This window comes from Paenibacillus sp. J31R109 (assembly GCF_059692055.1).
Map to the genome: position 1 here is coordinate 506,583 of NZ_JCAUAR010000001.1, position 22,146 is coordinate 528,728.

Below are 22,146 nucleotides of genomic sequence, written 5' to 3' on the forward strand. Positions count from 1 at the left end.
ATTCGCATCTTTCCTAATAGACCGTGACTTCTTTAGCAAAAAAAGATGCGTATGCGCATCTTTTTTTAGCTTCTGAGGACGGAGCATCCGTTGCTCATGATATACGTGTTATTTCAAATACATCATGGCTAATTCTTTCGTTTGCCGATTCTTTTCGGTGATCACCTGGCGCCTTGGAATCGGCGCCCAGGCTTCAACCGGGTCGAGCCACGTCTCCACGAGTGGGACGGGGCTCTTACCCTGCCAGGCGTCCAGCCACGCCTGGGGCAGCCTCAGCTGGGGCTCCGCCTCCAGCTGACTCAAGACCGCCTGCTCGCTCATGACGAGCCAGAGCAGGCTCCAAGCGCGCGGTACGACACGCCAGATGTCGTACCCACCGCCGCCGAGCGCGACCCACCGACCTTCGCACCACTGGTGCGCAAGTCGATGGATAAGCTCGGGCATGGCCTTGTACACGCGCATCGAGCAATGCACATGCGCGAGCGGGTCGAAAGCATGGGCATCGCAGCCATGCTGAGAGATAATGACGTCCGGCTGGAAGCGGGCGATCAGCTCGGTCAACACCTCGCTGAAGCATTCCAGCCAGGAATCATCCTCGGTGTAGGGCTCCACCGGGATGTTCACGCTAGTCCCGAAGGCGTCGCCTTCTCCGCGCTCATTCACAGCCCCTGTGCCGGGGAATAAATATTTCCCCGTCTCATGAATGGACAGCGTGCCGACCTGTGGATCGGCGTAGAAACTCCACTGCACACCATCGCCGTGATGCACGTCCGTGTCGATGTAGAGCACCTTAGCGCCGTACTTCTCTTTGGCGTAAGCGATTGCCGCAGATGCGTCGTTATAGACGCAGAAGCCCGCACCTTTGCTCTGCAGGGCGTGATGGAGGCCGCCGCCTAAGTGTAAGGCATGTGGTGCTTGGCCAGACATCACGAGGTCTACAGCCAGGATAGAACCGCCTACGACCTTTGCTGTAATGTCATGCATTTGTGGGAAGTATGGTGTATCGTCGGTGTCGAGCCCAAAGCGAGTTGCCTCCCGGACCCATCGTTCTTCTGGAGCAGGATCACTTAGTGCTTTCACTGCCTCGATATAAGTAGCTGAATGCACCCGCAAGAGTTCTGCATCCGTCGCTGAGCGAGACGTGAGTACCGCATTGTCTGGAAGCGCGCCAGACTTACGCAGCAGATCAACTGTCATAATGAGACGGTCCTGATTGAAGGGATGCGTATCATTAAATTTGTACTGAATTTCTTGATCATCATAGATAAACACAGGATGCGTAAACTTCATATTCATTTTCCAAATTCCCCCGAATTGGTTAACAATTTCGTTTGAAGTACTGCTGCTGTTTACATCTCCTTGAGTTAATACATAAAACGCTGCTGAAACCGCACCCGATCGAATTGCTCGATCGAGGAGATCGGTACTTGTTTCCCGATTCTAACCATGAGACAGTTGGCGGGATGTGAGCATATTTCAGGATCATCAGTAGCGAACCAAATCATATCGACGCTTTTCATAAGCTTCTCCATCATTTGACGATATTCCCAAACTGTTAATTTACTCGTTTCCAAATCCCAATGCCAATAATATTCTGTTGTGAAGCAGATGACATTTTCCATTTGCTCGCCTTCAAAAGCGAGTTGGATCATCTTTTTACCTAAACCAATCGATCTATAATCATCCGCAACCTCAATGGCGCCGAGTTCAATGAGATCTTTCATGTTTCCTTGCGACCATCGCTCAATTTCATCTGCATAATGGAAAGTGACGTAACCAACAATCGTAGATCCGTCCCTTGCTAGAATGATCCGCCCTTCTGGTAATCCGGCTATCTCAATAAGGGCTTCGAGCTGTTCTTTGGGACGACGGAAAGCATCGAGCTTCTCGTGCATGATAAGTTCCTGCAGTTTTTCAGGTGGAACGGGGCCCTCAATAATAATTTCAGGTTGATCGGGAGCACTGCGCAAGCTTTGTGAGTGATAAATTTTGATATGCTGCATAACCTTGGCTCTCCTTCTAAAAAACAGCATGATGGGCGTTTCCTTTACTAGGTTTCATAGTATTTTTATACCAAACTTTTGTTTGAAATCATAGCAAAACTTAAACATAGGCGAAATATTCTGAGTGTGTTATAATAGAACATGTCAAAAATCGATCACATTTTGCTCGAATTCATCAGTAAAGTGAAAGCGGTTTATTTCGTGAGGAGGGTTTTACGTTTATGGATCAAACTAAAGATGAACTCATTAAATCAGTATCCCTTAATCCAAACATGGCTAATTACGAAGAAACACATGCGACATTTAATTGGGCAGACATCGAGAAAAACTTTTCCTGGTACGAAACAGGCAAAGTGAATATGGCATATGAAGCCATTGACCGCCATGCGGAAGGCGCGAAGAAGGATAAAATTGCCCTGTATTACAGCGACAGCACGCGTGACGAGGCCATTACATTTGGTCAAATGAAAGAGAGATCGAATCAATTTGGTAATGTCCTGAGAAATCTAGGTATCGGCAAAGGCGAGAGAGTGTTCATTTTCATGCCGCGGACACCTGAACTGTATTATTCTTTACTTGGATCGCTAAAAGTAGGCGCTGTAGTTGGACCGCTTTTTGAAGCGTTCATGGAAACCGCGGTTAGAGATCGTTTGGCAGACAGCGAAGCTGTTGCTATTATCACGACTCCTAGCCAACTTTCACGAGTGCCTTACGATGAGCTTCCTCATTTGAAGCATGTAATCCTTGTTGGGGAAAACATTGAGCTTGGCGAAGGACAAGTTGATTATCATAAAGAAATGGCAAGTGCTTCAACAGAACTTGAAATTGAATGGTTGGACCGTGAAGATGGCTTAATTATTCATTATACATCTGGATCGACAGGAAAGCCGAAAGGCGTATTCCACGTTCAAAATGCCATGCTTCAGCACTATTATACAGGTCAAATTGTTCTTGATCTTAAAGAAGATGATATCTACTGGTGTACGGCTGATCCAGGTTGGGTAACAGGAACTTCCTATGGCATTTTTGCCCCATGGTTGAACGGCGCAACGAATGTGATTCGTGGAGGACGTTTCAGTCCACAGGACTGGTACAATACACTTCAGAAATATAAAGTAACGGTTTGGTACAGTGCGCCAACGGCTTTCCGTATGTTGATGGGGGCTGGTGACGATGTTTCGGCTGCGTACGATTTGTCAGCGCTTCGCCACGTATTGAGCGTTGGTGAGCCATTGAATCCAGAAGTAGTCAGATGGGGAATGAAGGTCTACAACCAACGTATTCACGATACGTGGTGGATGACAGAGACAGGCGGTCAGTTAATCTGTAATTATCCGTCCATGACGATTAAACCAGGTTCCATGGGACGTCCAATTCCAGGTGTTGATGCAGCTATTATTGATGATGCGGGTAACGTTCTGCCTCCTAATCGGATGGGGAACCTTGCTATCAAAACATCTTGGCCTTCAATGATGCGTAAAATTTGGAACAATCCTGCCAAATACGAAGAGTATTTCCGTTTGACAGGCTGGTACGTTTCTGGAGACTCCGCTTATCAAGACGAGGATGGTTACTTCTGGTTCCAAGGTCGTGTTGATGACGTTATTAACACAGCCGGCGAACGTGTGGGTCCATTCGAAGTAGAAAGTAAGCTTGTTGAGCATCCAGCGGTAGCAGAAGCAGGGGTTATTGGGAAGCCAGACCCTATGCGTGGGGAAATCATTAAAGCATTTATCGCATTGCGTGAAGGTTTTGTTCCTTCCGACGAACTAAAAGCAGAAATTTCTAAGTTCGTGAAGGAAGGCCTATCAGCGCATGCTGCACCACGCGAGATTGAATTCAAAGACAAACTTCCAAAAACACGCAGTGGAAAAATCATGCGTCGTGTTCTTAAAGCGTGGGAGTTAAACCTACCGACAGGTGACCTGTCAACGATTGAAGATTAATTTGTTTTATTGGAAGCTTCCTCCGTGCCTAGTTTGGTTCGGAGGAAGCTTTTTGTGTACGCGAAAAAAAGAAGAACCTGACGGCTGTCAAGTTCTTCTTTTGCTATTTGTTATAAGCGATGGTAGCTGAGAATTTAGATTCTCCAGCTTCATTAATGGCTGTTACTTTGTAAAACCCATTGAAAGCAGCTGCGTAGTAATGAAATTCAGTGCCGTTTTCAACCGTGCCTAGCTTCGTGAACGTACCTTTTTCTTTATCGCTAAAATACACGACATATTGTTTGACCTTGTCTTTGGCCTCATTGGCTTTCCAGGTCAGGACGAGTGAAGCTTCTTCAGCCTTGGCCTTAATGCCCGTTGGGGCAGCAGGAGCATCCTTAGCTGTTGGTTTGCCCGTGCTTGTGCCTGCTCCGCCATTCGTTGGTCCTGGCGAAGGCGAGGATAGATCTTTCAAAGGATTGCCATTGCTATCGACTCCAGGAAGGATTAAGGAATCGAGGGTGCTTCCGTCCGTATAAGAGGAACGGCTTGGTGGCGACTCTTTGCCAGCTACATCCATAGCTGTCACGTAGTATCCTGTAATTGCAGCAGTTTGAAGTTGATCTACAAACTTCGCCTCACCACCAGCGAACACGACTTTACCACCCATGAGCTGGAACTTACCTTGATTATCCGAACGATAAATACGATAACCTACGATATCTGCATCTGCGTTAGGTTGGAACGTAATTGTCGCTGTGTCACCGGATTTGACTGTCACAACGTTCTGAGGTGCAGGAGGTACTTTCCCGTCGTCAACCCTTGGATCGACTTCGGAAGGAGCATCTACGTCATAATCAGTTGGCTTATAGAAATCGATAGGCTTTCTGCTTTTCTCGGGAAGCTTTTGCATCGCATCTTCGATTTCTTTTAACAATTGCGTGATCGATTTTTGGCGCTTAATCACAACTTTCTCTGATACGAAATCAGCAGGTGTCGTTTCTTGAGCGACATAATTGAGCCCATTTAGCGATGTGATTTTCATTTTAACCATCACATTATCTGTTTGAGTAGGCAAATACTTTTTGTTGAAAATATCGGTGACCAGATGCTCTGAGCCGGTAGTTAATTCACTAGGCAGCATGCCAGATAAGCTGGAGACCGTTGCCGAAACGATGCCATCAGGCTTTGCAAACGTTTTGTTCGGGAATAACTCTGGTTTTTGTTCGATGGTTTTGTTCAAAATGAGAGCCCAGATATCTTTGGCGTGATTGGTTTGCCCTGTTTTGGATGATAGCTTATTAATCGGCTGATCATACCCAATCCAGACACCGACTGTGACATCAGGGGTAAAGCCCATGAACCAAGCATCGGCATCATCTTGTGTGGAACCTGTTTTTCCTGAGATTTCAATTTTGCCATACGATTTAAACTTTTTCATAAGATCAGTAGCCGTACCTTGGCTAGCGTTACTGATGACCGTTTTCATCATATCTGTAATGAGATAAGCACTTTGCGGTGAGTATACCGTTTGCGGCTTCTGTTCATGTGCGTAAATTGTCTTGCCATTCGAATCTTTGATTTCACGAATTAAGTACGGGGCGTTGAACACGCCTTTGTTCGGAATGGAGGCATAAGCACCTGCTAATTCTTTGACCGAGGTCCCGCGACTTAAACCGCCAATAACCCCTGTCTGTGCGGCATTGTCTTCTTTGGTTAACGAAGTAATACCGAGCTTTTTAGCGAAGTCCCATGCTTGTGTAATTCCCACTTTATTAAGAAACACATCAATGGCTGGAATGTTATAGGATTGATTCAAGGCTCTTCTAGCTGTCATCAGTCCATGGAACTTATGATCCCAGTTCTCTGGTAAATGGAAGCCTTTCACGCCATCTTTTAAAATAATAGGAATATCATCCACAATCGTAGCTGGCTGCAGGACACCTTTCTCGAGAGCAGGGATGTAAGCCGCAATTGGCTTCATCGTAGATCCAGGCTGTCTATAGGCTTGTGTCGCATGATTCAGCTGCTCGTCAAAGAAATCGCGGCCTTCAATCATGCCCTTAATGGCTCCGGTTTTGGAATCGAGCATGATGGCGCCGACTTGTTCGATGCCGCCTTTTTTCTCATCCGTTGGCGCGAAATTCTTATCATTGCTCGAAATTTCATGCATGGAGTCATAGATTGTTTTGTCAATGGTGGTGTAGATCTGATACCCGCCGCGCAATAGTTGTGTATGTATGTTTTTGAGTGCTTCATTATATGCGGCTTGGTTCGTCTTCGAATCAAGTTCAGGATGTTGAATCTTCAATAAGATTTCGGCTGCTTCCTGTTCGGTCTCGATCATCAGATAAGGGTAGGTTGTATAGGCCTTCTGTGCTGCTGCGGGCATGGAAGCTTTGAGATCAAATTTCAAGGCATCTTGATATTGATCATTCGTAATTTTGTTTTCTTCCATCATTCGTTTCAATACGAGTTGCTGGCGTATCACGGCTTTTTTGAAGCCTTCTTCATCGAAGGTTGGCTTACTTGTAAATGCTGAGTATTGCGATGGAGATTGTGGTAATCCTGCTAAATAAGCAGCTTGTGCAATATTTAATTTGTTTAAGTCATCGATGTTGAACAGACCTTTGGCAGCGGCTTTAATGCCATATAGGTTATAGCCAGTCGCTCCATTGCCATAAGGGATTTTGTTGAGATAAGCAAGTAAAATTTCGTCCTTCGACATGATGCGTTCCATCCGAAGTGCAAGCAGCAGCTCTCTTGCTTTACGGCCGTCATCGCGATCTAGTGTAAGGAAAACACGTCTAGCTAGCTGTTGCGTGATTGTACTTCCACCGGTTTGCACATCTTCATTAAGAAGTTTTTGCGTGACCGCGCGGTAGAGTCCGCGAAAATCGATACCGCGATGGTTGTAGAAATCCTTGTCCTCAATGGCGAGGACTGCGTCTAGCAGGTTTTGCGGGATATCGGCAAGTTGTGCAAGACGACGATCTTCTTCTGTTCGTAATTGGCCAATGACAGCATCATCATTGAAATAGGCGAATCCCGTGATCGCATTTTCTTGCATTTGCTGACGGATCGCTTCTTCGCTACGAACAGGATCTTTCTTGACAAGTGCACTGACATATCCGAAAGCGGCGGATCCACCTAACAAGCCAGCCAAAAAGACACAGATGATGGCCCATTTTAAGGTAATACCTGTTACTTTTAACGTTGTTCTAACCCAGGGGCGATTCCATTTCGCGAAAAAATTGCGCATAAGTTCCAATATCCTCCTTACATGAACCCTAATAGTATACCATAATTGCACCTTTTGCGGTAATGCTGAAGGGAGAAAGCTTCGGTTCTAGGTTTGACAAGCATCGGAATCCTGTGTTATAACAAGAACAAATGCGTCGATGGATCAGCAGTAGGTAGCTTGTGGATGCTTTCAGAGAGCCGGTGGTTGGTGTGAATCGGTACCTGCAGGTTAGTGAATTACGGTCTTGAGCAGTAAATGGGAACCTGCAGGAATGTGCCTGCACAAGTAGTATTTACCGATTAAACCTCGTTATCGGTTGTTGAGTGAAAATAGCACATCGTGTCTACGACTTATGTCATAGAAGTACGCAGCTGCTATTTTAATTAGGGTGGTACCGCGAGTCAAGTCTTCTCGTCCCTTTGGGATTAGAAGGCTTTTTTTGTTTTTCATTTTATAACAAAGGATGGTTTTACATGAGTATTCTGAAGGATTTAGAGTTTCGCGGGTTGCTGCATCAAATTACAGACAGAGAAGGTTTGGACAAAAAGCTAAGCGAAGAACGTGTTGTCCTCTATTGCGGTTTTGATCCAACAGCGGATAGTTTGCATATCGGCAGTTTGCTTCCGATTTTGACCTTGAGACGCTTCCAGCTTGCTGGGCATGTTCCATTGGCGTTGGTTGGTGGTGGAACAGGACTTATTGGTGATCCGAGTGGTAAAGCCAATGAGCGTACTTTGAATGGGCCTGAGGTTGTTGAAGCGTGGTCGCAAAGTATTAAAGATCAACTGTCACGTTTCCTTGATTTCTCAACGGACATTGAAAATAGTGCGGAACTGGTAAACAATTACGATTGGTTAGGTTCTTTGAACGTGATTGAATTCCTGCGAGATGTAGGGAAGAACTTTACTGTGAATTACATGTTGGCGAAGGATTCGGTGGACTCGCGTATCACGAAAGGGATTTCGTTCACAGAATTCAGTTACATGATCCTTCAATCCTATGATTTCTTGAAATTAAATGAAACGAAAAATTGTTCCGTGCAAATTGGTGGAAGTGACCAATGGGGGAATATTACGGCAGGGCTTGAGCTAATTGGGAAATCAAGTGATCGTCGTGCTTTCGGTGTGACTTTGCCATTAGTTACGAAAAGTGATGGGCAGAAGTTTGGTAAAACAGAAGGCGGAGCTATTTGGCTGGATGCTAACAAAACATCACCATACCAGTTCTACCAATTTTGGTTGGGGACAGCGGACAATGATGTTATCCGGTTCCTGAAGTATTTTACATTTGAATCCCAGGAAGAAATTGAACGACTTGAAGCTGAAGTGGCAGCGGAGCCAGGGAAGAGAGAAGCTCAGAAAGTGCTGGCACGAGAAGTTACGAAGTTGGTACATGGCGGAGAAGCGCTGGAGAGTGCACTTAACATTACAGCAGCTTTGTTCAGTGGTGATATCCAAGCGCTATCGCGCAAAGAAATCGAAGAGGCTTTCAAGGATGTACCTTCAACGACGCTAGAGCAAGAAGATGTTGCGTTGATTGACCTTCTCATTTCTGTAGGTGCTTCGCCGTCCAAGCGCCAATCACGTCAAGACATTGAAAGTGGAGCTGTTACGGTGAATGGTGTGAAGGTGACGGATCTTGAAGCGACTACGCAGCAACTGGGTCGACTTGGTGATTCTTATCTCATTATTCGCCGCGGTAAAAAGAATTACTTCCTTGTGAAATTTGCTTAAGTTCAGGCAACAAAATAACCCCCTTAGGGAAATCCCTAAGGGGGTTGCTTTTATTAACGGCTGTAGAACTCGACGATTTGTTTCTCGTCAATTTCTTGTGGAAGCTCGGAACGTTCTGGTAAACGGATGTATTTACCTTCTAGACCTGCGTCGTTAAACTCAAGGTAAGTAGGAAGGTAGTTACGGTTAGCAAGAGCTTCTTTCACTGTGGAAAGGCCTTTGCTTCTTTCACGAAGTGAAATTACATCACCAGTGGATACGATGTAAGAAGCGATGTCAACTTTTTTGCCGTTCACAGTTACGTGACCATGAGCAACGAGTTGACGTGCACCTGCACGGGAATTGGAAAGACCAAGACGGTAAACTAAGTTGTCTAGGCGGCTTTCAAGCAATACCATGAAGTTTTCACCGGCAATACCTTTAAGCTTGGAAGCTTTGTCGAAAAGGTTGCGGAATTGTTTTTCGTTCAAACCGTACATATGACGAAGTTTTTGCTTTTCGTTCAATTGTACACCGTAACCGCTCATTTTTTTACGTTGTCCTGGGCCATGTTGACCTGGAGGGAATGGGCGTTTCAAGTCTTTTCCGTTACCGCTCAAGGAAATACCAACGCGGCGGCTTAGTTTAAATTTAGGTCCTGTATAACGTGACATTTAGGGAAAACTCCTTCTCATGACAATTAGTTTAGTAATAGCATCTAGATGTCAGGGTGAAGTCATGTGCCCGATTTTGCTAATGAATCATAATGTGATTCCCTGTCAAGAGAGTTCAGCCGCTGTCTTGTCAGGAGCAAAAGCAGTGAGGGTGACACATTGGGCATTCACCGAAATCATGGTGTTACTCGACTTCTAATTTTATTAAAAACAGGGGCAAGTGTCAAGTCTCTCATCATCCCAAAGAGAGGAAAATATCGTGCAATAGATGAAAAAAAATAGTATGATAGAAGAAAGTCAGTTTTAATTTGGTACTTGAGGACTATTGTTAGTGAGTGAAGGAGAGCCTATGAGTGAACTTCGCAGTATACAAAAGCATAGTCGAGCAGAACATTTTGATGTTTTTCTTCGGCAAGGCTTTATACTTTCTGGCAACTTTTCTAACGAGGGTTTGCAGGTAACCTTCAACTTACATCAAGCATTTGAGAACTGGTATCAACAGTTCGGTCCAATCATGCTTCCTTCGCAAACGGCGCTGTTATGCGTAAATGAGCAGCTCTGCGTGGTCGACTCGTGCTCGAATGATATGCCTTCAATGGTTAACTATCTGCAGCCAGGTACTTCTTGGCGTGCTGAAGTTCGTGGAGATAATCCACTTGCTCGGTGTGAAAGTGCAGGTCATTTACAGTTGTCAGCTGGTGATGACTGTCACATAGGCGAGCTTGCGGGTCATTTTATTGCGGTTACACCTGTATTGGATAATTATAGGAAAATTCATTTCTATTTAGGTCTTTTTACCCAATCTCTTCTAAATATGGAAAATTTGACACAATTGTTATATAGTCTAGCACTTTCTTTTCAAAGTTCCTTACTGTATGTAGAGGAACGTAGACAATACGATCGTTTAAATAGTCTTCACCATATGAAGGAATTGGAAGCCAAGAAGCACGTGGTTCTGTTCGAAGCTTCGAAGAAGCTCCTTGCGAAGAATGACGTACACTCCGTATTGACTGAAGTAATTGATTGCATGGGTCGGGTATATCCTAATACGCGTGTTGATTTACTCCTATCCCAGGATAATGACTCTACGAATGTATCCGTCAAACCCTTAAATTTTCAACGGACAGAGTCGGATATTCGAACACGGGCGTTCATGGAGGGCCAAGTCATTTTTGAACCATCCACAAGCGGCAGCGCTTCGGGTTCAGGCAATATCGCGGCACCATTGTCGGGGAAACAAGGCGTGTATGGCGTTTTGTACATGGAGTTCACAGATCAATTGATCGATACGTCGGATTTGCAATTCATATCGCTGTTGGCAGACTCGGCGGGCACCGCTTTTGAGAATGCGAAGCTATACGAACAGTCGAATCTTATGATCAACGAACTTCGCCTCATTAATGAAATTACAAAACAACTTAATCAAAGTTTACGTCTAAATGAAATTTTCAATTCAGCTTCAAGTGAAATTTTAAGCATCTTTGATGCTGATTATAGTTGTATTCTTCAAAACTCCAAAGATAGTGACCAACTCGTTGTTCAAGCCACTAACTTACCTGCCATGTTCCATGAGACATTTACGCTTGATCAAGGTTTCTCAGGGCTCATTTATTCGTCAAAGGAACCGATTATTATTTCGGACTATTGGAGTAATGATAAGGTAAGCTCAAGCTTGATGCAGCGCACGAATTCGCGCTCACTTATTGGTTCTCCTATCCTTGTAAACGGTAACGTTGAAGGAGTAATCCTTGTTGTGCATCGTTTGCCTAATTTTTTCTCGTACGATAATTATAAGCTTTTGCAGGTGTTATCCAGCCATATTGGGCTAGCGATGACGAACGCCTCCTTACATGCCGAAGTGAAGCGTATGGTGATTACGGATAATTTGACAGGGCTGCATGCTCGACATTATTTGGATGAACAAGCGAATTTGATGCAAAAGAAAGATTTCTGCGGATCACTCATCATCGTTGATGTTGATAACTTCAAGAAGGTAAATGACACATATGGCCATCAAATTGGTGATAAGATCCTCATTCATGTCAGTCAGATCATTAAGTCGAGTATACGAGAGATGGATATCGCGGCGAGATGGGGCGGAGAAGAGCTGGCTGTCTATTTGCCTCAAGTATCTAAAGATCAGGCAATTCGGATTGCTGAGCGTATTCGTAGACGTGTAATGGAAGAGACGCAACCTCAAGTGTCGGTGTCCTGCGGGGTTTCGGATTGGAATTGGGAAGAAGATAAGATCAGTGTAGAATCTCTCTTTTACCGAGCAGATATGGCACTTTATCAGGCTAAGCACAACGGCCGCAATCAAATTCAAATCGGTTGACGCTTACAATGCTTGTCTTCGGACGAGCATTTTTCTTTTTAGCGCAGCTAGGTGAAGGGTAGAATGACGATCATTTGTTTGCTCTTCCTGAACCTGTTGTAACATGTTACAATGATTTGGTCTAAGGGAGGATGGTCGAATTTTGTCGGCATTTAAAAGTAAACGTACAGGACTGATTATTTGTATTTTTATTGTGCTCGTTGGCTTGATTTATTTCTTCTTCTATAATCCTGTAGGCATCAAACTTGCACATAGTAACTTGCGTGAATTGTCTGGACATTTAAGGGACTTTGGCTGGCCTGGCAAAATAATTGGGATGAGCTTAATTTTCTTCCAAACGTTCTTTCCGTTTATTCCGTTCGTTCTTGTAGCGGGTACTAACGTTGCCATATTTGGGATCAAAATGGGGTTTTTAGTGAATTATGTGATGTCGTGCTTAGGTGCGATTGCTTCTTTTTATTTTGCTCGCTATTATGGACATGCTTGGGTAGAAAAGAAATTAGAGCGGTTTCCGTTGGTTACACAATTCAGTAAGCGAATGGAAAGACACGGCTTCTTCTATGTCTTGATTGGGCGTCTGATTCCGATATTGCCTTCTTCTGGTGTTAATTTCTCCGCGGGTTTAACGCGAATGAAATTTCGTGATTTTCTTTGGGGTACTTTATTAGGGAAGTTCCCAATTGTTTTCTTAGAATCGATGATCGCGCACGATTTATTTCATTTTCAGAAGTATAAAGGGAGACTGCTCTTATTGTTGGGCATACTAGTTCTCCTATTAATTCTTGGAAATAGTGTGAAGAAAGCGCTAGCGCCGAAGACGAAATAAAGGGCTTACATGGAGAATGCAGGAAATTTTGTAGTTGCTTTCCCTTCCTATTCCAAGTTATCATAGAGGAAGTAAGACGACCAACTCATATGCGACTATAATGGAGGAATGAAATATGCCAAGCGCTAATAATGCAGCAATTGTTGAGATTTCCCAAACAGCTAATAAATTCAGATCATCCATCGTTCTTCAATACGACAATAAGTATATCGATGTAAAAAGTATTCTTGGCTTGTTTACTACGCTACTTAGCTCCAGCAACTATGATCTTCATGTTCATGGACCAGATGCTGATGAAGCGAAAACAGCTATGGCGGATGTATTTGCTAAGCATAATTTAGGTGTAAACGTCGTTCAAGATTAATTTTCTTCAAAAGAGAAGGTATTCTCAGAATCTCTGAGGGTACCTTCTCTTGTATATTACGGCAATTTCGCTTAATATAGATCATATAAGGACGGATGACTTTGCGTATAGGGGGAAGTTGGGAATGTCTTCATCTGATTTATTGCTGGATATGAATCAAAAGGCGCTTAATCTTCTTCAAGAAGATGCAGATAAAATCGAAAAGCTGATCGAAGTACAGATGGAAAACTTGACGACGCGTCAATGTCCACTTTACGAAGAGGTATTAGATACGCAAATGTACGGACTATCGAGGGAAATTGATTTTGCTATTCGCGCGGGGTTAATCTCCGAGTTGCCAGGCAAACAAATTCTCAATAAGCTTGAACGTAATCTTGCGCAACTGTATGAAGCGTTGAACAATAAAAAGTAACCCCGAGGGGTTACTTTTTTTGTTGTCTGATTACAAATTATACGAGGAAGAATACAACACCAAGGATAATATAGACGAACATGAGGAGAAGTCCTTCATACCAGTTCGTAGATCCATCTTGTGTAATGGATTTCGTGATAAAGACGGCGACGCCGATCGCAGCGATCTCGTAGGTAGTAAAGACAATGTTCATTGGCGTACCACTGATGAAGAAGCTGAGCAGGATTAACACGGGTGCGACGAATAGGGCAATTTGTAACGAGCTCCCAATCGCAATTTCTACAGCTGCACCCATTTTATTTTTCATTGCCATCATCACAGCAGCACTATGCTCAGCGGCGTTCCCGATTATGGCAATTAAGAAGGCACCGACAAACAGGTCGGATAGACCGAATTTATCTTTCACTTCTTCAATGGTTCCAACTAGCCATTCACTTGTAAAGGCTACCATGGCCGTCGCCAAGATGAGGAACACAATCGAAGTACCTTTGGACCATGCGGCTTCACCATGTTCGATAGCTTCATCTGAAAGTACACTTTTGTGAGTGACCATGGAGAAGTACAGCCAGAGCAGATAAGCTACAATTAGGATAATCGCTACAATCATACTCATGGAGGATGTTTCATCCGTAGTCAAGCCTCGGGCAAATAACGCGGGAATGAAGAGTGCGACAACACCGAGAATCATCAGTGAGGAGTTATGTGACGCTAGTTTAACGTTAAAAGATTGCTCTTTGTACTTTAATCCGCCTGCGAATAGGCTGAGTCCAAGTACAAGCAATAAGTTCCCGATGATGGCACCGGTTAAACTGGCTTTCACAACTTCAAATAACCCATCCTTCACTAAGAAGAAGGCGATAATGAGCTCAGCTGCGTTTCCGAAAGTTGCATTAAGGAAGCCGCCCATACGGTCTCCTGCATAGTGAGCTACACTTTCTGTCGCTCTCCCTAAGAATCCAGCCACGAATACGATAGCCACACAAGCAATAACGAATTGCCAGGTTGTATCTAAATGCGCGTAATGCGCTATACCCGCAGCAAGGAATGATACTAACAAACCTATGTAGAACAATTTTCCTTTCAATGGGAACCCTCCGACTCATAGATATTGGAACTTTTTGACTTCTTTTAATATAACTACTTTGGTTAATAAAGTAAATTAAAATGGATACATTCAGGCAGTTCTTGCTTTAAGCTTTTGTTCTTATTACAATAGATTTATACCAAGTTTAGGGAGTGATCCGTATGTCCGAAGACAATCAAACTGGCTTAATTCGAATTTCTGATGACGTAGTATCGACAATCGCAGGGCTAGCAGCCTTGGAAACAGCAGGCATTGCGGGCATGTCAGGTGGTATCTCAGAAGGCCTAGCTAAGCGTCTAAGCGGTAAAAATGTGCAGCGCGGCGTTTCTGTTGAGGTAGGACAAGTAGAAGCAGCGATCGATCTACGAGTGATCGTAAAATATGGTTCTCGGATTCAGGATGTTTGCAGGGACCTTCAAGAAAACGTGCGGGAAGCCGTTGAAAATATGACAGGTCTAAATGTGGTGGAAGTGAATGTGAAGGTGGAAGGCGTTGCCTTTACGGAAGAAGAAATAGAAGATCAGCTTCGAGTTAAATGAGTGCTATGAAACGGTTGTCGCAACCTTATTCTTACGCACGTTGTAAAAAAAGACCCAATCGACGTTATATCATGTCGATAAGGGTCTTTTTTTATGTGTTTTCTGCGTTTTTTGTGCAGATGGTAATTCTTTGAAGGATTGCTCACGCGATATTCCAAGGATTACGCCCATACTGATGAGTGAGACCATCATCGAGGAGCCGCCTGCTGAGATGAAGGGCAGCGTCACACCTGTGAGTGGAATCGTATTCGTCACACCGCCGATATTAATAAAGGCTTGTATGGCGAACATAACCATGATCCCTACACCCGTTAACATCCCAAACATGTCTGGACAACGTACAGCAATTAGAATCCCTCTCCAAATAAAGATTAGATAGACGAGAAGGAAGAGTGAGCTGCCAATGAATCCGAGCTCCTCGCCAATAATAGCAAAGATGAAATCGTTATGTGCTTCCGGTAAATAGTGAAGTTTTTGAATACCTTGTCCGAAACCAGCCCCTGTCAATCCCCCATGTCCGAAAGCATACAAGGATTGCACAACTTGCAGGCCTGAGCCTTGCGGATCAGCGAAAGGATCCAAGAATGATGTGATACGATTGAGCCTGAAGTTAGAGTCCGTGTCACCTAATACTAGGTATAAGAGAACGGCAATCCCAAGAACAATCGACATAAGGATACCTAGATAAAAAACATGCTTGAGGTTCGACCCTCCCACCATAATGACAATGGCTGAACACGTCAAGAGGATCATACAGGAACCGAAATCGGGCTGTAAGAGGATCAAGCCGCACACAAAACCTACGATCACGAGAGCAGGGAGCAACCCTTTGCTAAAACTTCTGAATTTCTCTTCTTTATTACTTATCAGTGAAGCGAGATACATAATGACAATTAATTTGGCAAACTCCGTTGGTTGTATCCCGTATTTGCCGAGCGAGTACCAGCTGCTCGCGCCATTCGCTTTACTTGTAAAGACAACGAAAATTAAGCCGAGTACAATGAAGAAGAAAGCTGGGATGACGAGCTTTTTCAACTTCGAATAATGAATATTCATGCAAAATAACATCCCGATCGTGCCGATCCCAACAGCTACAATTTGCTTGCGCGTAAAGAACCAAGGGTCGTCCCACCGATAGGCACTTGTCATTGAACTTGCGCTGAACACCATGACCAATCCAAAGCAGACCAATACAAAGGTTAATAAAAGCAGCAGAAAATCCGGCGTTCCTCTTCGAGGTGGATTCATGCTGATTCCTCGCCTAGTCTGCTAATAATTGTTGCAGTTGGTCTAATTTTTGTTTGGAGATTTTGAGCACATTCTCCGGGATTGGTGAATCGTAGTCCAAACCATGTGGGAATGTTTCTTTGCCTATGTAAGCTTCTTCTAGATATAATACAGCATAAGGGGATTCTAGCTTGCCAGTTTCAACGCGTGCATTAACACGTAAGAAGTAGACTGCTTTGCTTGCTTTATCTTCCATTTTAAAATCGTAAGTAGCACGAGTGTATTCCCATTGCCAGCGCACGAAACCAAGTTTAGTTGTTACTTCGTCCAAGTGAGCCAAATCGCTTTTTAGGCCTTTTAAGCCAGTTGCTTCAATAATCAATTTTAACGCCTCCATAGTGTACGTATGCATTCTTTTCTCATGATAGTATGTTTCAAAAGGTTGTGCAAGTCGAATGCCATGTCTAAATTCTAATATTTGATGTCACTTTAAAGATGAAACCAGGGTTAATATTTGATAGAATAGGTTCAATAGATCATTTTTTAGCTAATAGTAAGCGATCGAAAACGGGAGGTGGGTGTATCTTATGAATCAATTTCAGGAAGATCTCCAAGCCATATATGAAGAAATGGTGGGCTGGAGGCGTTATTTGCATCGGAATCCTGAGCTTTCCTACCATGAGTACCAGACGGCTGAGTTTGTTACTAAACATTTGCTGAGCTGGGACATTGAAGTCCGTACAGGTGTTGGTGGGAATGGTGTTGTTGGTTTGCTCCGCGGCGGCGGAGAGGGACCGACGGTTGCCCTTCGTGCTGATATGGACGCTCTTCCGATTCAGGATGAGAAAAAATGTGACTATACATCAACTAAGAATGGGATTATGCATGCCTGTGGACATGATGCACACACCTCAACGTTGCTGGGTATAGCCAAAGTAGCTAGTCTGCATCGAGCGGAGCTTAAAGGGAATTTAGTTTTTCTGTTCCAGCATGCTGAAGAAATTTCTCCTGGCGGTGCTGATTCCATGATTAAAGCAGGCGCCTTGGATGGTGTGGATGCCGTGTTCGGCGTCCATCTATGGACGCCATTCCCAGTCGGACATGTCTACACGCGATCAGGGGCTTTTATGGCAGCACCAGACGAATTCACCATCCGAGTACAGGGTAAAGGCGGACACGGTGGATTACCTCATCAAACGATCGATAGTGTGTATGTTGCCTCACAGCTAGTTGTTAACATGCAATCCATTGTAAGTCGGCAAGTAGACCCTGTTGAACCTTGTGTTGTTAGTATTGGCTCGTTCCATGGAGGGACAAGCTTCAATGTTATTGCAGAGACGAGCGTACTCAATGGAACCGTGCGGACTTTCAATCCAGAGTTAAGACAAGATGTGAGAACACGCATTGAGCGAATTGTGAAGTCGACTTGTGAGATGTCTCAAGCGACGTATGAATTGGAATATAAACTCGGCTATCCAACAGTGATCAATGATGCCAATGAAGCAGCACGTTTCTTTCAAGTAGGCACAGCCTTATTTGGTGAAGAGAACGTACATGAGTCTCCACTTATTATGGCCGGAGAAGACTTTTCCTATTATTTGCAAGAGAAGCCAGGATGCTTTATGTTTGTAGGCGCTGGTAATGTGGAGGCGGGAATCGTCTATCCACACCATCATCCTAAGTTCGACATTGATGAAAAATCCATGCTGAACGCGGCGAATTTATTGCTGTCCATGGCCTTGGATTATATGGCATGAATGCCTCCGGAACCTTGGTGAATGCTAATGTAGCAATCATTTGTTGCATGACATGACACCAAGGAGGATGAGGAAATTGCCTAATAAGACCGTAAAGGACATTATGAGTAAGGATTGCGTGACGGTTACCCTGCTGGATAATGTATTCGAGATTGCTTTGAAAATGAAGCAGCATGATATTGGATTTGTTGCGGTTCTCGATGGAAAGCAGTTTATAGGCGGAGTGACGGACCGGGACCTTGTTGTTCGAGGATATGCGGAGAAGCATTCGGGATCGACCGCTGTGGAAACGGTAATGACCAAAAACATGATTACCGTTGACTCTCAAACATCCGTAGATGAAGCTGCGAAAATTATGGCTCAGCATCAAATTAGGCGGTTGCCAGTTGTCGAGCAGGGTGAGCTTATCGGCATCGTGGCCATTGGCGATTTGGCTGTTCGCGGCAGCTTCGAAGACGAAGCTGGGGAAGCGCTAAGCCGAATCTCTCAAGAACGTACACTGGTTGGTAGTCATTAAGAATGACTAGTAATTTCGTAAGCAGTCTCCCTCATTTCTGAGTGAGGCTGCTTTTTTCCTTCTTTACGAGGTGCGTCTGAGTAAGCGATAATAATAGACGTAAAAGGGTGAAGGGGGAACGTATACGAAAGATGAACATGCTCGAAGAAAACGCTTCCATAGGATTTATCATCCTAGATTCAAACTGGCATTATATATACGCAAATCAGTATGGCGCTAGCGTTTTAAATCGATCGCCTGAGGATCTTATAGGTAAAATGGCGTGGACAGAGTTCCCAGCTGTCATTAGGCACGCCACGTATAGCCATTTTCATCAAGCCCGCAGATCAGGAGAGGAAGTCGTCTTTAAGGAATATGTAAAGCTCTCCAATCAATGGATTCATGTAAATGCGTATCCTGTAGGTGACAACTTACATGTTATCATTCGAAAAACTGAAATGCTTGAAAACCATGAAGCGATTGAAAATAATCTGTATCAAAAATATACAGACTATGTGCAAGATCTTATAACGTTGACTGCCACTGACGGCACGCTGCTTTATGTTTCCGTCTCGATAAAAGGTTTGCTAGGTTATGAACTTGAGGATATGTATGGGGCTAATTTGCTGTCCTTCTGCCATCCGGAGGATCTTGATGGGTTGAAGAAGATTTTTATGACAGAAGATAAAGAAATGTCGAGTGATCAGGGAACCATATCCTGTCGATTCCTTCATAAGAAGGGTTGGTACGTGTGGTTTGAGAAAAATTCCAAGTGGTTGCTGGATGAAAAGGGGAAACGCACTCAGAACCTGGGCATTTGGCGCGATATCTCCGAACGAAAGATTGGTGAAGAGCGCTTCTTGCAAGCTCAGCGGTTAGGACAATTCGGCAGCTTCGAACGAGATCTGGAAGAGGATACAATTTTATGGTCGGACGAAATGTTTCGCATCCATGGTCTTCAACCGGCTGTACGGATTGATTTGAGTAAGGCAATTGAGCTTATTCAGCAGGATGACCGTGAGAAGGTATGGCTTGCTACGAAACAAGCTGTCCTAAGTGGTGTGTCAGATACCGAATATAGAATTACACGTCAAAATGGGGAAGTTCGACATCTACGTTCTCAAATCGAGCGGGTCATCTTGGACGGTGGCCGGATAGCAGTTCGTGGACTGATTCATGATATTACAACGCACAAACAAATCGAAAATGAGCTTATCCAAAGTAAAGCGAAATTGGAAATTGCGCAAGAAATTGCAGGCTTAGGGCATTACGAGTGGGACGTCATCCATAATATGGTGTATTTATCAGACGAATTGACGGCGTTATTTGGTTGTCACAATGCGGTTAAACAAATGCCTATGGAAGTTCTCATTGACAGCATACATCCTGATGACCAGTCAAACGCGAAGGCAGCAATTAAAAATGCGTTAGTTAAAGGATCGTTGGATCTCGTTTATCGGGTTGTGGTACGTGAGGAAGAGCGCATTCTACACACGTTAGCAAGAACGACATATGACGAGTGGGGGAGAGCGCTGTGTTTATTCGGAACAGTGCAGGATATTACGGTCCAGAAACAAACCGAGGAGCTGCTCCGTAAAACAGAAAAGCTGCATGTTGCTGGTCAACTGGCGGCTGGCATCGCACATGAGATTCGCAACCCGTTAACAGCGCTTAAAGGCTTTGTGAAACTGATGTGTCACGCGAGCGAAGAGAGCAAGATGCGGTATTATCATATTATGCAAGAAGAGTTTAATCGCATTGAGCTGATACTTGGTGAGCTCTTAATTCTTGCAAAGCCGCAAGCGGTGGCCTATATGCCTCATGATCCATTCCTTATTCTGGAAGAAGTCATTCAATTATTAAATACAGAAGCCATTATGAATAATGTGGAAATTATTTTGAGTGGAGATTCGACGCTTACGACGGTTAACTGTGAGCGGAATCAAATTAAGCAAGTATTTGTGAATGTTATCAAAAATGCAATTGAAGCAATGCCTTTAGGCGGCATTTTGACGATTACCTCCCTAAAGCAAGGAAATGATGTCATATTAACTTTCGTCGATCAAGGCCAAGGTATCTCAGAGGATCGACTGCCACGAATTGGCGAGCCCTTCTACACGACGAAGGAAAAAGGGACAGGACTTGGAATGATGGTGAGTTTTACCATTATTGAGGAGCATCATGGTTGTATCTCGTATCAGAGTAAGCTTGGCGTGGGAACCTCGGTTAACATTCAACTTCCCGCTTCCGAACAGTAAAATTGCGCCTAGTGCATTTAACTGTCAAAGTTCGCAATAAGGTAGTCAATCTGCGACAAGATGCCTCTCGCTAAATATGCTAAAGTGAAAACGTGCTTATTAATTGTGAATCTGACAAGAAAAAGGTGACGTACAGTGGAAAAAGTAAGGATTGGTATCGTTGGTCTGGGGAACATGGGAACTGGACATGCCAAATATTTGGTGAAAAATGAAGTGAAGGGCGGCGTACTTACCGCTATTTGTGAACCACGAGCAGACCGTCTACAGTGGGCGAAGGAAAATCTAGGTGAAGGTGTTCAATTATTTGACAATCTTGACGATTTTCTAGCTTCCGGCTTGATTGATGGTGTTTTGATCGCAACGCCTCACTATGATCACCCTGAAACAGCTGTGCGCGCTTTCCAAGCAGGCTTACACGTTATTTGTGAAAAGCCGGCAGGTGTGTATACGAAACAAGTTCGTCAAATGAACGAAGCTGCTGAAGCTTCAGGTAAAGTTTTCAGTATGATGTATAATCAACGTACAAATCCTCTATATACAAAACTAAAAGATTTGGTTTCTTCTGGCGAGCTAGGTGAAATTCGCAGAACGAACTGGATTATTACCAACTGGTATAGATCACAGAGCTATTACGATTCAGGCGGCTGGCGTGCAACATGGGCTGGTGAAGGCGGCGGCGTTCTCATTAATCAGGATCCGCATCAATTAGATCTTTGGCAGTGGACGATTGACATGATGCCAAAACGCGTTCGCGCTTTCTGTTATTTCGGGAAACACCGCAATATCGAAGTTGAAGATGATGTAACTGCTTTTGTTGAATACGAAAATGGTGCTACTGGACTGTTCGTAACTACGACAGGCGAAGCTCCAGGGACTAACCGTTTCGAATTGTCCGGTGACCGCGGTAAAATCGTCATCGAAGACGGTAAATTGACGTTCTGGCGTTTACGTGTTTCCGAAAGAGAATTTAACGAAACGTACAAAGGTGGATTTGGTTCACCAGAGTGCTGGAAATGTGAAATTCCGGTTGAGGGCAAAGAAACGGGTCACATGGGCATTACACAGAATTTTGTTGATGCGATTCTTCATGGAACACCATTGATTGCTCCAGGGGCAGAAGGCATTAAAGGCCTAATGATTTCCAATGCAATCATGCTATCAACGTTCACAGATAACTGGGTTGATTTGCCGATCGATGAAGATCTTTTTGAACAGCATCTTCAAGATCGAATCAAAAATTCCAAAAACAATAAAGAGTCTGGCTCCTTTAAAACACTTGACGTCTAATCT

At 44.1% G+C, this 22,146-nt stretch carries 18 protein-coding genes and 1 other annotated feature; of the genes, 11 read left to right on the forward strand and 7 right to left on the reverse strand.

All coding sequences use genetic code 11. The features are described from left to right. Positions 1–108: 108 nt before the first annotated feature. Positions 109–1,296, reverse strand: a complete 1,188-nt coding sequence (locus AC58QT_RS02245; RefSeq protein WP_497407519.1) for an acetoin utilization protein AcuC — start codon at positions 1,294–1,296, stop codon at positions 109–111. Positions 1,297–1,364: 68 nt separating this feature from the next. Then, positions 1,365–2,003: a GNAT family N-acetyltransferase gene (locus AC58QT_RS02250; RefSeq protein ID WP_497407520.1), complete on the reverse strand. Its 639-nt coding sequence runs from the start codon at positions 2,001–2,003 to the stop codon at positions 1,365–1,367. 221 nt (positions 2,004–2,224) lie between these two features. Here AC58QT_RS02250 and acsA point away from each other — a divergent pair, with 221 nt between their 5' ends. Further along, positions 2,225–3,949 (forward strand): acetate--CoA ligase, encoded by a 1,725-nt coding sequence (gene acsA, locus AC58QT_RS02255; RefSeq protein WP_497407521.1) that lies wholly within the window; start codon positions 2,225–2,227, stop codon positions 3,947–3,949. A 103-nt stretch (positions 3,950–4,052) separates the two neighbouring features. On the opposite strand, the gene AC58QT_RS02260 is transcribed toward acsA, so the two are convergent. Continuing rightward, a complete protein-coding gene (locus tag AC58QT_RS02260) occupies positions 4,053–7,190 on the reverse strand; it encodes a transglycosylase domain-containing protein (protein WP_497407522.1) in 3,138 nt (1,045 codons plus the stop codon). A 127-nt stretch (positions 7,191–7,317) separates the two neighbouring features. Then, positions 7,318–7,594, forward strand: a binding site (T-box leader). 51 nt (positions 7,595–7,645) lie between these two features. Between AC58QT_RS02260 and tyrS the strand changes: the two genes are divergently transcribed. Next, positions 7,646–8,905 carry a tyrosine--tRNA ligase gene (tyrS, locus tag AC58QT_RS02265; RefSeq protein ID WP_310227216.1) on the forward strand — a complete coding sequence of 420 codons (1,260 nt, stop codon included), beginning with the start codon at positions 7,646–7,648 and terminating at the stop codon, positions 8,903–8,905. Between the two features lie 53 nt (positions 8,906–8,958). Here tyrS and rpsD read toward each other — a convergent pair whose 3' ends face one another. Further along, on the reverse strand, positions 8,959–9,558 hold the full coding sequence (gene rpsD / locus AC58QT_RS02270; RefSeq protein WP_310227218.1) for a 30S ribosomal protein S4: 600 nt from the start codon (positions 9,556–9,558) through the stop codon (positions 8,959–8,961). 349 nt (positions 9,559–9,907) lie between these two features. Between rpsD and AC58QT_RS02275 the strand changes: the two genes are divergently transcribed. The 4 genes from AC58QT_RS02275 (at position 9,908) to AC58QT_RS02290 (ending at position 13,495) form a co-directional block, all read left to right on the forward strand. Then, positions 9,908–11,893 (forward strand): diguanylate cyclase, encoded by a 1,986-nt coding sequence (locus AC58QT_RS02275; RefSeq protein ID WP_497407523.1) that lies wholly within the window; start codon positions 9,908–9,910, stop codon positions 11,891–11,893. A gap of 142 nt (positions 11,894–12,035) precedes the next feature. Next, positions 12,036–12,719: a TVP38/TMEM64 family protein gene (locus tag AC58QT_RS02280; RefSeq protein ID WP_497407524.1), complete on the forward strand. Its 684-nt coding sequence runs from the start codon at positions 12,036–12,038 to the stop codon at positions 12,717–12,719. 115 nt (positions 12,720–12,834) lie between these two features. After that, the gene (locus AC58QT_RS02285) at positions 12,835–13,083 is read left to right on the forward strand and encodes an HPr family phosphocarrier protein (RefSeq protein ID WP_310227224.1); all 249 of its coding nucleotides are present in this window, start codon (positions 12,835–12,837) and stop codon (positions 13,081–13,083) included. A 124-nt stretch (positions 13,084–13,207) separates the two neighbouring features. Beyond that, positions 13,208–13,495 carry an Fpa/YlaN family protein gene (locus tag AC58QT_RS02290; RefSeq protein ID WP_056612445.1) on the forward strand — a complete coding sequence of 96 codons (288 nt, stop codon included), beginning with the start codon at positions 13,208–13,210 and terminating at the stop codon, positions 13,493–13,495. A 37-nt stretch (positions 13,496–13,532) separates the two neighbouring features. Here the strand turns inward: AC58QT_RS02290 and cax are convergent, their stop codons facing one another. After that, positions 13,533–14,579 carry a calcium/proton exchanger gene (gene cax / locus AC58QT_RS02295; RefSeq protein ID WP_497407525.1) on the reverse strand — a complete coding sequence of 349 codons (1,047 nt, stop codon included), beginning with the start codon at positions 14,577–14,579 and terminating at the stop codon, positions 13,533–13,535. 161 nt (positions 14,580–14,740) lie between these two features. Between cax and AC58QT_RS02300 the strand changes: the two genes are divergently transcribed. Further along, on the forward strand, positions 14,741–15,118 hold the full coding sequence (locus tag AC58QT_RS02300; protein ID WP_056612440.1) for an Asp23/Gls24 family envelope stress response protein: 378 nt from the start codon (positions 14,741–14,743) through the stop codon (positions 15,116–15,118). Between the two features lie 69 nt (positions 15,119–15,187). Here AC58QT_RS02300 and ftsW read toward each other — a convergent pair whose 3' ends face one another. Continuing rightward, on the reverse strand, positions 15,188–16,366 hold the full coding sequence (ftsW, locus tag AC58QT_RS02305; RefSeq protein WP_497407526.1) for a putative lipid II flippase FtsW: 1,179 nt from the start codon (positions 16,364–16,366) through the stop codon (positions 15,188–15,190). Between the two features lie 13 nt (positions 16,367–16,379). After that, complete coding sequence (locus AC58QT_RS02310) at positions 16,380–16,727, reverse strand: YugN family protein (RefSeq protein ID WP_310227233.1); 348 nt, start codon at positions 16,725–16,727, stop codon at positions 16,380–16,382. Between the two features lie 205 nt (positions 16,728–16,932). Here AC58QT_RS02310 and AC58QT_RS02315 point away from each other — a divergent pair, with 205 nt between their 5' ends. The 4 genes from AC58QT_RS02315 to AC58QT_RS02330 all read left to right on the forward strand — a co-directional run bounded on the left by AC58QT_RS02315 (position 16,933) and on the right by AC58QT_RS02330 (position 22,143). Further along, positions 16,933–18,102 carry an amidohydrolase gene (locus AC58QT_RS02315; protein ID WP_497407527.1) on the forward strand — a complete coding sequence of 390 codons (1,170 nt, stop codon included), beginning with the start codon at positions 16,933–16,935 and terminating at the stop codon, positions 18,100–18,102. A gap of 67 nt (positions 18,103–18,169) precedes the next feature. Next, the gene (locus tag AC58QT_RS02320; protein WP_497407528.1) at positions 18,170–18,619 is read left to right on the forward strand and encodes a CBS domain-containing protein; all 450 of its coding nucleotides are present in this window, start codon (positions 18,170–18,172) and stop codon (positions 18,617–18,619) included. A gap of 131 nt (positions 18,620–18,750) precedes the next feature. Further along, entirely contained in the window at positions 18,751–20,856 is a 2,106-nt protein-coding gene (locus AC58QT_RS02325; RefSeq protein ID WP_497407529.1) for a PAS domain S-box protein, read from the forward strand. 135 nt (positions 20,857–20,991) lie between these two features. Further along, positions 20,992–22,143 (forward strand): Gfo/Idh/MocA family protein, encoded by a 1,152-nt coding sequence (locus AC58QT_RS02330; RefSeq protein WP_497286509.1) that lies wholly within the window; start codon positions 20,992–20,994, stop codon positions 22,141–22,143. The last annotated feature ends 3 nt before the right edge of the window (positions 22,144–22,146 follow it).

Bases quoted from the DNA above. Each gene is read 5' to 3' on its own strand.
- AC58QT_RS02245 (WP_497407519.1), bottom strand. From the start codon at position 1,296: ATGAATATGAAGTTTACGCATCCTGTGTTTATCTATGATGATCAAGAA.
- AC58QT_RS02250 (WP_497407520.1), bottom strand. From the start codon at position 2,003: ATGCAGCATATCAAAATTTATCACTCACAAAGCTTGCGCAGTGCTCCC.
- acsA (WP_497407521.1), top strand. From the start codon at position 2,225: ATGGATCAAACTAAAGATGAACTCATTAAATCAGTATCCCTTAATCCA.
- AC58QT_RS02260 (WP_497407522.1), bottom strand. From the start codon at position 7,190: ATGCGCAATTTTTTCGCGAAATGGAATCGCCCCTGGGTTAGAACAACG.
- tyrS (WP_310227216.1), top strand. From the start codon at position 7,646: ATGAGTATTCTGAAGGATTTAGAGTTTCGCGGGTTGCTGCATCAAATT.
- rpsD (WP_310227218.1), bottom strand. From the start codon at position 9,558: ATGTCACGTTATACAGGACCTAAATTTAAACTAAGCCGCCGCGTTGGT.
- AC58QT_RS02275 (WP_497407523.1), top strand. From the start codon at position 9,908: ATGAGTGAACTTCGCAGTATACAAAAGCATAGTCGAGCAGAACATTTT.
- AC58QT_RS02285 (WP_310227224.1), top strand. From the start codon at position 12,835: ATGCCAAGCGCTAATAATGCAGCAATTGTTGAGATTTCCCAAACAGCT.
- AC58QT_RS02290 (WP_056612445.1), top strand. From the start codon at position 13,208: ATGTCTTCATCTGATTTATTGCTGGATATGAATCAAAAGGCGCTTAAT.
- AC58QT_RS02300 (WP_056612440.1), top strand. From the start codon at position 14,741: ATGTCCGAAGACAATCAAACTGGCTTAATTCGAATTTCTGATGACGTA.
- ftsW (WP_497407526.1), bottom strand. From the start codon at position 16,366: ATGAATCCACCTCGAAGAGGAACGCCGGATTTTCTGCTGCTTTTATTA.
- AC58QT_RS02315 (WP_497407527.1), top strand. From the start codon at position 16,933: ATGAATCAATTTCAGGAAGATCTCCAAGCCATATATGAAGAAATGGTG.
- AC58QT_RS02320 (WP_497407528.1), top strand. From the start codon at position 18,170: ATGAGGAAATTGCCTAATAAGACCGTAAAGGACATTATGAGTAAGGAT.
- AC58QT_RS02325 (WP_497407529.1), top strand. From the start codon at position 18,751: ATGAACATGCTCGAAGAAAACGCTTCCATAGGATTTATCATCCTAGAT.